The organism is Paenibacillus sp. FSL R10-2748 (assembly GCF_038005565.1).
GTDB lineage: Bacteria > Bacillota > Bacilli > Paenibacillales > Paenibacillaceae > Paenibacillus > Paenibacillus polymyxa_B.
In genome coordinates this window covers 203,481-218,732 of sequence record NZ_JBBOTK010000006.1, presented here as the reverse complement: position 1 = coordinate 218,732, position 15,252 = coordinate 203,481, and the positions used below count along the sequence as shown (strand labels likewise).

14 protein-coding genes are annotated in these 15,252 nt (G+C 49.5%); 12 read left to right on the top strand and 2 right to left on the bottom strand.

Annotation, left to right across the window (positions count from 1 at the left end):
* Window positions 1-49 precede the first annotated feature (49 nt).
* Together NSS66_RS19160 and NSS66_RS19155 are read right to left on the bottom strand one after the other, a co-directional pair.
* Complete coding sequence (locus NSS66_RS19160) at window positions 50-1,849, bottom strand: M4 family metallopeptidase (protein ID WP_340959558.1); 1,800 nt, start codon at window positions 1,847-1,849, stop codon at window positions 50-52.
* A gap of 468 nt (window positions 1,850-2,317) precedes the next feature.
* The gene (locus tag NSS66_RS19155) at window positions 2,318-4,096 is read right to left on the bottom strand and encodes a M4 family metallopeptidase (protein ID WP_023990117.1); all 1,779 of its coding nucleotides are present in this window, start codon (window positions 4,094-4,096) and stop codon (window positions 2,318-2,320) included.
* 559 nt (window positions 4,097-4,655) lie between these two features.
* Here NSS66_RS19155 and NSS66_RS19150 point away from each other — a divergent pair.
* From NSS66_RS19150 to NSS66_RS19095, 12 genes are all read left to right on the top strand, one after another.
* Window positions 4,656-5,594 (top strand): glycosyltransferase family 2 protein, encoded by a 939-nt coding sequence (locus NSS66_RS19150; protein ID WP_340959557.1) that lies wholly within the window; start codon window positions 4,656-4,658, stop codon window positions 5,592-5,594.
* The gene (locus NSS66_RS19145; protein ID WP_023990115.1) at window positions 5,591-6,526 is read left to right on the top strand and encodes a glycosyltransferase family 2 protein; all 936 of its coding nucleotides are present in this window, start codon (window positions 5,591-5,593) and stop codon (window positions 6,524-6,526) included. The genes NSS66_RS19150 and NSS66_RS19145 overlap by 4 nt, the downstream gene beginning before the upstream one ends.
* Entirely contained in the window at window positions 6,523-7,323 is an 801-nt protein-coding gene (locus NSS66_RS19140; protein ID WP_023990114.1) for a glycosyltransferase family 2 protein, read from the top strand. Before NSS66_RS19145 ends, NSS66_RS19140 begins: the two co-directional genes overlap by 4 nt.
* Window positions 7,320-8,051 (top strand): sugar phosphate nucleotidyltransferase, encoded by a 732-nt coding sequence (locus NSS66_RS19135; RefSeq protein ID WP_028541469.1) that lies wholly within the window; start codon window positions 7,320-7,322, stop codon window positions 8,049-8,051. The genes NSS66_RS19140 and NSS66_RS19135 overlap by 4 nt, the downstream gene beginning before the upstream one ends.
* A 72-nt stretch (window positions 8,052-8,123) precedes the next feature.
* Entirely contained in the window at window positions 8,124-9,584 is a 1,461-nt protein-coding gene (locus NSS66_RS19130; RefSeq protein WP_075154702.1) for a glycosyltransferase family 2 protein, read from the top strand.
* Between the two features lie 119 nt (window positions 9,585-9,703).
* Window positions 9,704-9,991 carry a hypothetical protein gene (locus tag NSS66_RS19125; RefSeq protein ID WP_013311765.1) on the top strand — a complete coding sequence of 96 codons (288 nt, stop codon included), beginning with the start codon at window positions 9,704-9,706 and terminating at the stop codon, window positions 9,989-9,991.
* Window positions 9,992-10,020: 29 nt separating this feature from the next.
* Window positions 10,021-10,353 carry a restriction endonuclease subunit S gene (locus NSS66_RS19120; protein WP_069080653.1) on the top strand — a complete coding sequence of 111 codons (333 nt, stop codon included), beginning with the start codon at window positions 10,021-10,023 and terminating at the stop codon, window positions 10,351-10,353.
* Window positions 10,353-10,703: a hypothetical protein gene (locus NSS66_RS19115; RefSeq protein ID WP_013311763.1), complete on the top strand. Its 351-nt coding sequence runs from the start codon at window positions 10,353-10,355 to the stop codon at window positions 10,701-10,703. Before NSS66_RS19120 ends, NSS66_RS19115 begins: the two co-directional genes overlap by 1 nt.
* The gene (locus NSS66_RS19110; protein WP_028541471.1) at window positions 10,651-11,010 is read left to right on the top strand and encodes a hypothetical protein; all 360 of its coding nucleotides are present in this window, start codon (window positions 10,651-10,653) and stop codon (window positions 11,008-11,010) included. The genes NSS66_RS19115 and NSS66_RS19110 overlap by 53 nt, the downstream gene beginning before the upstream one ends.
* Window positions 11,011-11,190: 180 nt before the next feature.
* Entirely contained in the window at window positions 11,191-12,282 is a 1,092-nt protein-coding gene (locus NSS66_RS19105; RefSeq protein ID WP_023990109.1) for a CgeB family protein, read from the top strand.
* A gap of 33 nt (window positions 12,283-12,315) precedes the next feature.
* Window positions 12,316-13,449: a CgeB family protein gene (locus NSS66_RS19100; protein ID WP_023990108.1), complete on the top strand. Its 1,134-nt coding sequence runs from the start codon at window positions 12,316-12,318 to the stop codon at window positions 13,447-13,449.
* A 60-nt stretch (window positions 13,450-13,509) separates the two neighbouring features.
* The gene (locus NSS66_RS19095) at window positions 13,510-15,171 is read left to right on the top strand and encodes a glycosyltransferase (RefSeq protein WP_340959554.1); all 1,662 of its coding nucleotides are present in this window, start codon (window positions 13,510-13,512) and stop codon (window positions 15,169-15,171) included.
* The last annotated feature ends 81 nt before the right edge of the window (window positions 15,172-15,252 follow it).

The window sequence follows — 15,252 nt, the reverse complement described above, 5'->3', positions numbered from 1 at the left end:
AGAGGGAAGGGGGAAAACTTGTAATATCGGGGAAGTTTGTATTTATTACTTATCTCACACCTACAGCGTCAAAAGACTTAATAGCAGAGGTTACGGCTATTGAATTTTCACCATAACTATCTTTGGCCGCTTGGATAACAGCGGCACGCGCGGTGGAGAAGTTAGACGTGGAAGTCAGATAATTGGTGAAGGCATTATAATAAATATATACGGCTGCATCACGTCCGATTCCATCTACCTTGACACCATGGAAGGTGCCTCCTTGTGCCAGTAGATAGTAGGCTTTATTAATAATGCCACTATTAATATGGGCTCCACCATAATCCTCGTTGTTAGGATCAGGATAGAGATTGCTGTAGTGATCGACTTGACCGTATTTGACAGGATCGGAAAGGGAGCGAATGGCGTCGCCCTTAATATTAGGGGTATAAGCGACTTTGCCGAAGTCCCAATTGGTACGCTCAATGTCGTTGCCTATAATATCTGAGATGGCTTCACTTAATGCACCAGATTCAGCGAAATACACGAGCCCTGATGAATGCTCGGTCACACCGTGTGTCAGCTCATGGGCAACAATTTCAAGGTCGCTGCTGAAAGGGGCAAATAACGTGCCGTCTCCGTCTCCGTAAAGCATATGAGTGCCGCCCCAGTGGGCATTATTGTAGTTCTTTGCGCCGTAATGGACTGCCGAAGCGATGGCCATGCCATGCCCGTCAATGCTGTCGCGTCCAAATCTATCCTTGTAATAATCGTAAGTGCGGATAGCGTAAGCGTGGGCATCCACCGCAGCCGGATCTTCCCATACGTTATCTGAATCTGTATACAGGGTGCCGGGGAGCGTCTCGGTGTTGTGGACGTTATAAGTTAGGATTCCTTTACCACGAGTCGTATCCTTTAGTTGATACTTCTTGCCCGAAGCTGTTGTTTCAAATGTTTTGGTATCACCGAATACACCGCGCCCTGTGCCGATCACTTCGTTAAGGATGTCATACTTGAATACGATTTTTCCATCATTAGCGTCAATAAAGTAACGTGTGCGCAGCAGAGTGGGTTGTAAAGTATTAACTTCGGTTACATAGACTAGACGTGTTGAGTCTCCATCGGGATAGATATACAGTTCTGCTTTAGGGTCCACGCTTGGTTCCAGATTGGCAATTTTGGGGATAGAGGATGCAGGCTCTACCGCTTCCAATTTACTGTCCTCCAGTTCAGCTACTTTATCCAAATCCAAGGAGTCCTTATCAAGAGAGATTGATAATTCATTGTTAGATGCTTTTTCGTAAGTGTCTTTACTTACACTACTTGTATCCTCGTAAGGTTCAGGAACGATTTGGACGGAGGAAGAGAGAGATTGAACCCGTATAGCTGCATCTTCATATGCCGTATATACAGCCTCAGTAGCACTGATTTTTGGAGTTGTATTTTCTTTAGCATCGGCTTGTTGATCTTCTGAAATGACCGCTCCCAAATAAGAGGTGATTTGACCAGACTTGTTTACATGGATGGTCTGTTCGGCTCCAAATACGGGAATTCCGTCTACGTATTGTTTTAACCGATAATGCTTTGTACCATATTTGTCACTGGTACGATCCACGATACGAAATTGATCGCGCACATGGGAACCGATGTGGGTATTGTCCAGACTCAATAATGTTTTTTGTTGTCGATTTAAAAAGCTCCAGACCAGATTGTCGCCTGTTACCGTTGAAGGGGACTTCCAGTTCACCGTTTGGAATGTTGGCGTAAACTGAGTCGGATCGGGAACAGAATTTTCAGCTGCGGAGGCCCCCGGTGCTATAGATCCTAATAACATAGCTCCTCCTAGAAGTGAAACCCATACTTTTTTCAATTCATACTCACTCTCCCTAATTAATATTGGGGTGAAAAACACCCTGTTTGCAGAAGCCTTGCGTCATATATGTAAGTCTTGTTGCTCCTTTGAAACGTGAAGAGGATGGGATAAAAATTACCTTATGTAAAATATTAAGGTTTATTTTTTTGCAATCTCATCGTCTTGGCTCTGATATTAGCACAGAGGTTGTCGAACGAGAAGGTTAATTTTACAAAATACCCCAAAATGAATCTTTAGTCCCTGATTTACTGTTTATTTGTCTTATTTAGTCGAAAATGATCGAAGGGACCCGATGAACAAGAAAAGGGCGCCCCTTTGAGGGGACGCCATAAATAAGGGGGGAAGGGGCGCAGACTTGTACACTGCACCCCTATTTTTTCGTCCATTGTATGAGTCAGGGCCAAGTGACAGTTGCACAACGGCAAAGGTCTATGGACGGGATATGAGGATTATAGCGTATATGATTTAGTTTACGCCTACAGCGTCAAAAGATTTGGCAGCTGCAGTTGCTTCTGCTGAGTTCGCACCGTACTGATCTTTTGCTGCTTGGATCACAGCAGCGCGTGCGTTGGAGAAGTCGGAAGAAGAAGTCAGGTAGTTCGTAAAGGCACTATAGTAAATTTGAACCGCTGCATCGCGGCCAATTCCATTTACAGTTACGCCATGGAAAGTACCACCTTGTGCTAACAGATAGTAGGCTTTATTGATAATACCGCTGTTCGTATGAACGCCGCCGTTATCGGAGCTGCCTGTATACAAGTTGGAATAGTGATCTGGTTGATCGTACAGGGTAGGATTGGACATAGAGCGCAGAGCATCGCCTGCAATGTTTGGCGTATAAATATCATCGCCTACAAGCCAATTTTTACGCTGAATGTCATTACCGATGACGTCCGAGAAAGCCTCATTCAATGCACCGGACTCTCCGTAATATTCCAAATTCGAAGTATACTCTGTGACACCGTGCGTAAGTTCATGACCTACCACATCGGGGTCCCCGCTGAATGCGATAAATGTGCTACCGTCCCCGTCTCCATAAGTCATTTGGGAGCCATTCCAGAAGGCGTTGTTGTAACGGCTACCATAATGGACTGTCGAACGGAGTTGCAGCCCGCGTCCGTCAATGCTGTTGCGTCCAAATTTGGCCTTATAGTAATCATATGTTTTAGCAGCATACGTATGGGCATCCACGCCGGCTGGATCATTCCATACATTATCGGCATCGGTCAGAATGGTACCTGGGATGCTTTGACGGTTGGAGGCCGTGTAGGTCACAACCCCGTTACCGCGTGTTGTATCTTTTAACTGGTAGCTACTGCCGGAAGCAGTTGTGGTGAATGATTTGGTATCACCAAGCACACCTTTACCTGTGCCTGTCGCTTCATTAATGATGTCATACTGGAATACGATGCTGCCATCATTGGCATCAATAATGTAGCGAGTACGCAGTGGGGCAGGTTCTAAAACATTGACTTCTGTTACATAAACCAGCTGCAGGTCATCCCCTTTAGGATAGAAGTACAGATCGGCTTTTGGATCTACTTCTGGCTGCAGATTAGCGATTTTGGCAATGGAACTTTTTTCTGCTTCCACCGCTTCAATTTTGCTATCTTTCAGGGCAGATGCTTTATCAAGACTCAGCTCGTCCTTATCAGTAGATAGCGTTTTTTCGTTGTTAGCTGCTTCGGCGTAAGTGTCTTTGCTTACACTGCTTTGTTCCTCAACATCTTTAGAAATCGTATCGTCGGAGGTAGGGAGGGCTTCAATCCGTGCAGCTGCTTCTTTATATGCAGTGTAGACCGCTTCAGAAGCGCTGATTTTTGGAGTTGTACCTTGCGTAGCTTCAGCTTGCTGATCCTCAGTAACCACCGCTCCTAAGTAAGAGGTGACCTCACCAGATTTGCCCACATGAATAGTCTGTTCAGCTCCATATACGGGAATCCCGTTTACATACTGTTTCAGCCGATAATGGCTCACACCGGACTTGTCGCTTGTGCGATCAACGATTCGGAATTGTTCACGTACACTAGAGTCGTCCGCACCCAGTAACGATTTCTTTTGCCGATTCAAATAGCTCCATACAATGTCGTCCCCCGATACCGAGGAAGGGGCTTTCCATTGCTCGGCGTGAAAGGTCGGTGTAAGCTGAGTTGGCCCCGAAACGGAACTCTCCGCTGATGCACCAGACGCGACAGACCCTAATAACATAGCTCCTCCAAGAAGCGAAACCCATACTTTTTTCATCAAAAATTCACTCTCCTCGATTAATGTCAGGATGAATCATCCTGTCTTGAATAAGGCATTGCGCCATTTATGTAGGTCGTGTTGTCGTCTGGAATAGAAGAAAATGGAACATGAAGAGAAATACCGAAGTGTTTTTCATGAAGCGTACGTGAAAAGAGGGTACTGCAATATGAAGCATGTAGCCTAAAAAGGTGACAAACTCCTCCTTTCCTGTCGTATATAAAGAAAATAGAATAATGGTGGATAATGGAAAAAGTTTCCTTATGCAAAAAAAACAAATGTTGATTTTTTGAACTCCCATCATCTGGCTCTGATATTAGCACAGAGAATGACGGACGAGAAGATCTATGTCACAAATTTATCCAAAATGATTCTTTAGACCCTAATAACTAATTTATTTAATAGGATTAATAAGATTTGTAAAATAAAGTCGAAAATTGCTGTGTCGAAAAGACTCCACGATTGCCGTTACACACGGCTTTTGGACCGCATAGGTTATGTTGAACTGTCCTAATCATGCTGTCCATCTATACAGCAGGAAGGGAGGTGAGACGGGAGCATGAAGAAGCAGGGAAGAGCTGGATACAAGATCAAACGGAGGCGGCATTCCGGCGCTTACTATCATTCCAAGATGTGGCTGCCGTTACGAATGCCGAACATGCATAAGAATCCGGTAGCCCCTGCCATGAGGGAGGTACTCGACACGGAGAGAGGGGCACAGAGCAGAGAAGAGCGACCATCTGAACTGTCATCAGTGGGAAAGTTTTTCGTATCTGTCATTATCCCGGCCATGAATGAGCAAAAAAAAATCGGAGCTGTGATTCGCGAAGCGCGCCGTGTCCATCCACATACAGAGGTTATCGTCGTTGAGAACGGATCACACGATAGAACGGCGAAGGTGGCAGCAGCGGCGGGAGCTCGTGTACTTTCTTTCCCGGAACCGCTCGGACATGATGTTGGCCGTCGTATTGGAGCGGAGGCGGCATCCGGACAGATCCTGCTTTTCCTGGATGGGGATATCGTCATTCCCTGCGTTAGACTCCGGCCGTTTATACACGCCATATGTGCAGGGGCGGATGTGGTGCTGAATGATTACCATGGACCTGTGAATCGTACGCCCGTACATCCTGTAGTGGAGGCAAAGCATGTATTGAATATCTTGTCGAATCGTGCTGATTTAGGGGGAGCATCTATGACTGGCATTCCACACGCCATAAGTCAAAAGGCTCTAAAGGAAATAGGTCTAAAGCCCTTGGAGAAACCTCCTTTATTTCAAGCTATGTCCATCGCCTCCGGGTTAAGAGTGGTGACTGTATATGGAATAGCTGTCGGTAAAATAAATGCGACACGTAAAAAACAGAACGGCAAGGACCCGCTGGCAGATGTAATTGTTCAGGATCATCTGGATGCCATTGCCTGGCTTACATCGCGTCTAGGAACGCGTGCGGGATATACGGATTTGGGGCGCAAACGGATCAGAGACGAGGTGAAACTGTGAGTAGACAGTATCGCAGAGGGAAGCGTGAAGAACCGAGCTGGGGGATCAGACGTGTTCAGCGAAAACGAGGAACGACGACTTCAATGCATAGCCGTAGGGTGAGAAAGCCCACACCTCGGGCGAAAGGAATGACCGAAGTGACTCCGCCTGTGGAACGCGAAGTTCCGGGAGATATTGTGTTACAGGGAACGGCAGCGGCCGTGGTCAGCGCCTGTAATGAAGAGTCAACGATTGACCGGGTACTGGGCGAGCTGGAAAAACTTCCGTTTACGGATATCATTGTCGTATTGAACGGCTGCACGGACGGCACGCGCTCCACCGTAGCCAAACATCATCCCAGTGTGACTCTCGTCAACGTGCCGGATCGACTGGGGCATGATGTTGGCCGTGCAGTAGGCGCGCGTATGACGCAGGCTGATATTGTGCTGTTCGTGGACGGAGATTTGCCGATTCCAGCATCTGATTTGTTACCTTTTCTCCACGCGGTGGATCAGGGAACGGATGTTGCGCTTAATGATCTGGGCAGACATTTGCCGCCCTATGCCCAGCAGGACAGCGTGACACGGTGCAAAGCATTCCTGAATCGCGTACTACGCAGGCCGGATCTGGGAGCAAGCTCATTGACTGCCGTACCGCATGCCTTATCTCGGCGTTTACTGGATCAGCTTGGCTCAGCCGTGCTTGCCGTACCGCCAAAAGCCCACGCCATGGCAATTCTGCATGGCATGATCGTGGCGGCAGTACATGCTGTCGATGTCATTAAAACAAACCGTAAGCGGACCTTCAATGTTGGCAAAGGGAACGCTATGGAACAGTTGATCGTCGGTGATCATGCAGAGGCACTGACGGCGGTGTTTCAGGTAGCCGGGTATTCCCCGCTCGGGCCTGTTCCAACACGGGTAGACGTTGCCAAAGGGAGGAATGCACAATGAGTCTGACGAGCATCATTATTCCGACTTATAACGGCCTGCATCTGTTAAAGCCGTGCATTGAGGCGATTCGGACACATACGATAGATGTACCGTATGAAATCATTGTTGTGGACAACGCTTCGAATGACGGAACGGATGATTTTTGCGCATCCGAGCGGCTGATCAGCATACGTCTTCCTGAAAACAGAGGCTTTCCAGCAGCATGTAATACGGGGCTCCGGCTGGCTTCCGGTGACCAGTTCGTTATTTTAAACAATGATGTGACGGTTACGCGGGGATGGCTATCGAATATGTTGGCTGCATTGCAGAGCGAAAGCATAGTGGGATTGGTGGGACCGGTGACGAATTACGTCAGCGGTATTCAGCAGATACACGGATTAGAAGGAGATTTGGCCAGTTGTCTGAGATATGCGGAGCAGAATAATGCAAGTAATCCCTCCAGATGGCAGGAGGTCAAGCGGTTGGTCGGATTTTGTTTGCTGTTCCGGCGCGATCTGATGGAACGGATCGGATTGCTGGATGAACGGTTCAGCCCCGGACATTATGAGGATGACGATTATTGTCTACGCGCACGCGTGCATGGCTACAAGCTGCTCATGTGCAACGACTGTTTTGTCTATCACGAGGGGAATGCGAGCTTCTCACGCTCGGAAACTTCCTGGATGGAAGAGCTGATCGAGCGGAACTATCGTTTGTTTATAGAGAAATGGAGTATAGATCCCAGAATGTTCATCGAAACTGGAAACGCTGGGGTTGTATGCACTGAACATGCTGTCGAAGGAGGAAGGAAGATATGAAAGGGGTTATTCTCGCAGGAGGAACCGGATCGCGCCTTCATCCGTTGACTACATTACTCAACAAGCATCTGCTTCCGGTCGGCAAGTATCCCATGATCGTATATGGTATCGAGAGGCTGCGACAGGCGGGGATCACCGATATGCTTATTATTATTGGTAAACAATCGGCCGGACTGTATACCGATTTTTTGGGCAGTGGCAGCGATTATGGTGTCCAACTGACATACCGGATTCAAGAAAAGGCGGGCGGCATTGCGGAAGCACTCGAACTGGCAAGAAGCTATATGCAGGCAGAAGAGAAATTCACTGTTTTGTTAGGTGATAATTTGTTCAAGGAAGACTTGGGACCTGTGATCGAACGGTTCAAGCAACAGCCCCCGGGGAGCGCCAGAGTGTTGTTGAAAAAGGTGGCAGATGCTCGTCGTTACGGGGTACCCGTATTTGATCCTGAGCGCCCGGAGAGCATTATGCGGATTGAAGAAAAGCCACAGCATCCCCAATCCAAATATTGCGTTACGGGTATCTATATGTACGATACTGCCGTGTTCGATAAGATCCGGCAAATTACACCTTCGGCACGCGGTGAGCTTGAGATCACGGATGTTAACAACTGTTATGCCGCTGAAGGCAAGCTGGAATATGATATTTTACGGCGCTATTGGAGCGACGCAGGAACCTTCGATTCCCTCCAGGAAGCTGGAGTGAAAATGAAAGGACTTCTACCCTGATCTCAATGAAACACCATCCGGCCGGGCCAGGCATATAGTATAGGCATAATGCCACCCGGAGGAGTGAACGGCATGAAACGCCTGAATATGCAAAGGAAACACAGCAAGCGGCTCGGAAAGAAAGGCTATTGGTCAGGATTTAAAAGGGGCCAGGAGCAAGGCAACAGGTTGGGCCAGGCTTCGTTCGGCAAGGTTTTTGAAGGCGTCAGTATTATCATTCCGTCCTGCAATCAGCTTCAACAGCTCCGTGCATGCATTCACCGTATTGAGGAGAATACGAGCCATCCTCACGAAATTATTGTGGTGGACTGCGGCTCGACGGACGGGACATCCACCTATTTGCTCCGTAAAAGCATCGCTGTGCGTTATGCGCTGTTAAAAAAGGATGTTCAAATGATAGGTAGCCTGAATCAGGGGCTGATGATGGCAAAAGGCACAACTATTGTGGTACTGGATCAAAACTCCATGGTGACCCCCGGCTGGTTGGATCGGTTGTTAGCGTGTTTATACAGCGATCCGCGTATTGGTGTTGTTGGGCCTGTAACGAATGGTCCATTCAAAGAACAGCAGATTGAGGTTCCTTATATGAACGAAAATGGAGCACGTCAATTTGCCATGCCCTACAATATCCCCAAACCGGATGCATGGCGAGAGACCGAAAGCTTAGCCGGATTTTGTTTATTGCTGCGCAGAGAGACACTGGAAAAAACGGGCTACTGGGACGAAGGCTGCCACAGTACTCAGGAAGCCCATGCAGATTGGCTGCTGCGCGTGCGTTTGTTGGGGATACGTATGGCAATTGCCGGCGATGCTTTTATCCATTATGAGGAAAGAGATCGGGATACGGTGTATGGTTTTCCTCAAACGACCGAAAAAAGCGGTTCAATGGAGGAAAGCAGCCGGAACCGATCCTTTTTTGTACAAAAGTGGGGGGACGCGGATAAGCTGTTCCACAACCTGAAATTCAGTACAGCGGAGACGGACGGCCAGATATCAACAGGTAAGGAAACACACGTATCAGCGGCAAGCTTTTATCCCATCGGAGCGGTTGTTCAGGGACCGTCTGGAGCAGTATTTCGGTTAGAGCCGGTAAGAAGGCGGTATCTGCATGGAGTCAGTGCTGCGGGAGGTGAAAATGTGCGCCCTGTTAGAGTGTCTCAGCTGGATTTGTTGGTGCTTCCCTTGGTAGGGAAGCCGGAGGCCACAGTTTCCGGCAGCATTGATGCACCTGTAGCTGAGCCGCCAGAGGAACCCATTCCTTTACTGGCGGCTCCCGATCTGGAGAACATGTCCATGCTGCCCACACTGAATATACCGGCTCAACGCAAGCGATGGATCGAGGTATTGTATGCTGAGGGCGGGCAACTGTATCAAATCGGTAACGGCTGGAAAAGGCCGTTCCTTACCCTGTACGCTGCGATGAGCTGGCGGGCAGAGGACTACCGAATTCAGTTTTTGTCTCCCGGAGATTTGTCGGCTTTGGTGGAGAAGCAGCCTATTATTGCTCCACCAGTGCTGCACGGGCATCTGTAATGATCTGAATAGGCGCTTTTAGGCGGAACCGACTACTCGCTGCGGCATACGCTGTAGTAGCGGAAAGCCCGTAGGTAATTCGTGCGTTCCGCACGGCGGAGCACATAAAGGAGGGGCTTATGCATAACGAGTTAGATGATTTGCTGATCCACATTTCGCACTCGCAGCAGCAGATGTCAAGGTTGTTGGATGCGGAACGTCAGGTGGTTGTGCGCATGGCGCAGATCATACATGAACTGCCAGATGAGGAGCCGCGTTTTGATGGAATTCCGGGCATTCTCGACAGCTCGGGACAAGTAAACAAAAGCATTGTGGCCTATCTGAACGGTATTGCCGATCTTCAGGAAGCAATGGCTGAAATGCTCGTTCGTGTCGTGAAGGAAACGGCATACCCGGAAGAGGAGTAACGTAACAACCGAGGGCAGGGAGTGAACACATGAGTAGGGAAAAAGCAATGATTCACATGCTGGACGCAGCCTCCAAAATGCAGCGGAATGTGTCTATGATTCTGGAGGCCAAGGCGGTCGAAGCAGAAAAAGTGCGTAATTGGGCGCTGAACCATCTGGCGCCCCACGCCTTTGAAACCGATGAAGAACAGCTGGGACGACCTTTGGAGATTCACGAGCAAATGGTGGAAATGCTGGAGGGATTAACGCGGCTTCAGACTGGACTTTGCAGCAATCTCAAAGCATTGCTGGATCAGGATGAGCAGCAGGGTGGCGGCATGGAAGGGATGATGGGAGGAATGGGCTCGGGGGATATGAACTAATGAGCATGAGGCGTGAACGTGAGATCAAGCTGGATATGATGGAGTCTATTGCTGCCAGCCAGCACGCCGTTGCTCGGATGCTGACCAGTCTTGCGGACTTGACGCCCCATGCGGATATGTCGGCTACCCGTCTGGAAGAAACCATTCGTATACTCAGCAACTACCAGGGAGAAATCACGCAAATGTTGGCGGGTATTCCATTAAGACGACAGGTATATGGGAAACCGACTAAGCCGTGGCTCCATGTGCCTGTTCAGAAAAATGAAACCACCACGAGAAAGCAAAGGAGGAATGAAAATGAGTACAAGGTGGGAACGCGCCACTCGGGACAAAGCCCGCAAAAGACGTAAAGATGCCCGGCGTTCCAGCATGCGGAGATTAAAACGGAGAAGAAGACGTCTCCTTGCTCTAAGACGCCGTAAAAGAGGACTTCATTCTGCACGTAGAAGACATCCTCTTTTGCGGCGGCGGAAAAAACCTCAAGCTAACCCGGCGGCAGCCCCTTCTGCGGACAATCCACAGCCCGGGACTGTTGTATTGGAGCATGATCCGCAGGCATTTCAGCAGGGATATGATGCAGCTTACAACGAGGGTTTCAATTCAGGCTTTGCCAAAGGTTATGAAGATGGACACCAGCTCGCTTACAAAGCTCAGTAAACTGTGCAAATCATCTATTACTGTTCTCCCCCGAAGCTAACAGCTTTGGGGTTATTTGCGGTTCGGCAGTTGGACGGGCAAACGCCAATTTTGTCCGGGCAGTGGCAGTCGTCCATGATGCGTTTGACCCCTCCGCATATAGTTTAGGAGTGACAGAAGTTTATCCCACAACAGGACAGGGTGAAGGATGTGAACGATCAACAAAGCGGAAATGAACGCGAAGCGTACCGATGCGGCTATCGGGAAGGACGCAGAATGGGCGGTTGCACGGCTGCTCTGTCACAGGTCGTGGCAATACAGCCTGCTGTTCGTCATTTGAAAGTGTTATATATTCCGCAAGGTTTCGCAGCTATAGACACAGGTGTGCAAGAGGCATTAGGTCAAATATGCAGCTCATGCGCCATCGGTACGCCTGCTACGATGCTAGCTGACGCCGAGGCTCAACGTCCAGACCTCGTGCTGGTCATGAACGGGCTGCATGTTTTTCCGGCGGATCATCTGGAGCAGGTACAGCAAATACGAGCCCTAGGCATTCGGACGGCCATATGGTTTGTAGATGATCCTTACTTTACGGAGGATACGGCGTTGATTTGTCAATCCTACGATGTCGTATTTACGCACGAAATTTCTTGCCTGCCGTTTTATCGCGATCAGGGAGTAACGAGGGTTCACTATTTGCCGCTGGCTGCGTCAACTCGTATCTTTTATCCCCGGCGGGTAGAGCGGGAACATCAGCATGATATTTGCTTCATTGGAAATGCCTTCTGGAACCGTGTGAAGCTGTTCGACTACCTTGCTCCCTTCTTGGCGGACAAAAGAGTGCTGATCGTAGGTGGGCACTGGGATCGGCTGACCCGGCGGGATGTGCTGGAACGCTTTATCCGTCCAGGTTTTATGGAGCCGGAAGAGACCGCTCAGTATTATAACGGCTCCAAAATTGTCATCAATATGCACCGCCCGACAGACCCCGGACTGGATAATCGGAATACACACCAGCTTTCAGCGGAGTCCATCAATCCTCGGACATACGAAATTTCTGCTTGCGGCACGCTTCAAATGACGGATATTCGGAAGGATTTGAGCCGTTATTACCGACCAGGCTATGACATTGAAACCTTCTCTGGAGCAGAGGAGCTGAAAGTGAAGCTGGACTACTATCTCAAGCATGACTGGGAACGCGAACGCATGGCCTGGCGCGCATTGTACACGACTATGCAAAAGCATATGTACTCCAATCGTATGGAAGAACTGCTGGACAAGGCGATGGCCTAAAGTAAACACCATAAACAGTGAGGAGTGAAAGTGATGACGATATCTACGACAGGACCGTATGACCCGGCTGTTCACCAGACGGCGGCAGCCTCCTGGGAAAGGGGGAGAATTGCGGGAGTGCATGACGGATACGACGAAGGATATCTGCGCGGACGTGCTAACGCAATTGTTGGGCGGATGAAAGCAGTTTTCCCTTTTCGACAAATCCATGTACTGTATGTCGTCTCCGGCAAAGGCCTTCCGTATTCTCCGCTGGATGAGGCGGTCATTACCACGTTGCAAAGCATGACGGCTCAGGTTACCGTAACAGACCCACGTCAGCCGGTAGGAGATATTGCCGCTCAGCTCCGTCCGAATCTGATGCTGGCACTGGATGGAATGGATCTTCCGTTGGAGCAGGTTACTGCGGTACGCCAGTTGGGCATCCCCACCGCCATCTGGCTAACGGACGATCCGTATTACACCGACACGACGACCAAAATCGTTACGAATTATGATTATGTGTTCACGTTAGAAATGAACTGCCTGGAGCTGTACCGCCAGTTGGGTTGCACGTCTGTGCACTATTTGCCCTTTGGGGCATTTCTGACTCACTATTTCCCACTCAGCTCGCCCGCTTCGGTACGACGTGAGATTGGGTTTACAGGCTCAGCCTACTGGAACCGCATCTATTTCTTCAATCCGATTATGCCTCAGCTCATGGCCCGTAACATTAAAATCAACGGAATCTGGTGGGATCGTCTCCCGGATTATCAGTCGTATGGTGACAAAATTGAGCTGGGTCGCTGGATGTCTCCGGTCGAGACCAATGATTCGTATAACGGCAGCAAAATCGTAATTAATCTTCATCGTTCCCATCAGGATGATTCGGTGAACAACAACTCACTGAAAATTCCGGGGGCTTCGCCCAACCCGCGCACGTTTGAAATTTCTGCCAGTGGCACGTTGCAACTGACAGATACAAGAGATGATCTGGCTCGTTTTTACAAGCCGGGGGAAGAGATAGAGACCTACAGCTCTCAGCAGGAACTGCTGGAGAAGGTTGAGTTTTATTTAACGCATGAAAAAGAGCGCCATGAGATTGCCCTGCGTGCTCTGGAACGAACCCTGCGGGAGCACACCTATGGTCACCGGATTGACCAACTGTTATCGGTCATATTTCCATAAGGTGATTCACACGTCCGATGGTTGCTATTTTAAAGGAGGTGAACTCCGATCAAGCCGAAAATGATGCTATTCAGCCATGTTAGCAACGTCCGCAGTATTACGGGGGCAGAGAAACTGTTATTGCAATTTTGTCTAGACATGCGTACGTACTTCGATTGTATTCTCGTAACGCCTGGTGAAGGGCGGCTGACCTCAATGGCCCGCAAGCGCGGAATCACCGTTCTGACACAGAACCTGTTCATGCTGCATGGCATGTATACCCCATATGAGGGATTGGCGCAAGATGCGGAGAATCTGCGGACCCATGTGGCGTATGCACCATTGTTCCAAATGCTTCGGCATGCTCGACCTGATGTGGTGCTGGTCAATACCTGTGTGAACGTCATGCCTGCAATGGCTGCCCAAGAGCTTAATATTCCAGTGATCTGGAAAATAACCGAGGTCATTAACCAGAATGCGCATACGCCCGTTTCTGTTTCTATCATAGAGCGCTATAGCCAATGGGTCATTGGCATTTCGCAAGCTGTAATGCGTCCTTTGCATGGTGGGGGACTGACACGTCCGCATACGGTGTTGTCTCCCTGCCGGGAAATGGATATGCCGTCTCCCAAAGAGCATGTGCTGGAACGGAGAAGGAAACGTGAAAAACTGGGGCTGCGGGATTTTCATATTTGCATTGGTTATATTTCTTCCTTTATCTACGAAGCCAAAGGGCTGTTACCTTTTGTCCAAATGGCTCTAAAGCTGTGCGAAACCAATTCGCGGTGTCGTTTCTGGATCATCGGCAGCTCGGTGGACTCGGAATATTACGTAAAATGTGTCTCTTTAATCCGCCAATCTCGTTATAGCCGCCGCTTCCAGTTCAATTCATTCGAGGAATCCGTGTCAACGGCCTATAGCGCAATGGATATTGTTGTGATCCCAAGTATGGTGGAGGAAGGCTTTGGCCTGACCGCCCTGGAAGGGCTAGTTTACGGTAAGCCCGTGGTAGCCTTTGCGCAGGGTGGACTTGTGGAATTGATGGAGGCGACGGGAAATACAGATTTTTTGGTTGAGCCGGGCAACAGCGACATGCTGGCGCAAAAAGTGAGCTATCTGCTCGATCATCCCGAGGAAGTGGAACGGATTGGTGTGCGTAACAACAGTGCGGCTACACGTGTATACGGACCTGATTCCTACCGAAGCAGTCTACACCTCATGGTCAGTCAATGGGTATGTCATCATCCGCATTGGTTCCCGTTGATTCAGCAGCCAGGTGGACCAGTATGGACGAGGGAAGGCGAAGGACTGCGTCAGGTCACTGCTATACCGGAGGGATATACCAGCACGATTCGAGAATTTCCCGAATCGGTGGTGTGTCAACTGCCTGTGCTGGGTCTGCCGCCAATCGAATATGCAGCCATTCAGGGCTTGCCACAACCACCATCCCCTTTACCTGAGTCACCGCCCGAATTGCTCCGCGGCAAGCGTAGTGTTCGGGCGAGATGGCCAAAGGGCCGCAAGCGTACCAGATTGCGGAATCGCAGGTATAAGAGAAGCGGCGGCAAGAGTCGCCTCAAGAAAATTCTCGGGTCCCCGTTGTCGAAGGGGCTTTATCCGAAAACCAAGTCCAGACAGAAGCTCAAGCGGAAATTCAAGCACCGGTCACGACGGCACAACGCGCACAAGCAGAAGCGAGTCACACTCAAGGCTGGACAGCATACAAAACAACGGTCCGGGTGAATCTACGCCGGACCGTTGAGATGAACGTTAAGCTGGAGCACAGCCAGTCTGCTGGATGGCTATCATTCATTGAACGCCACA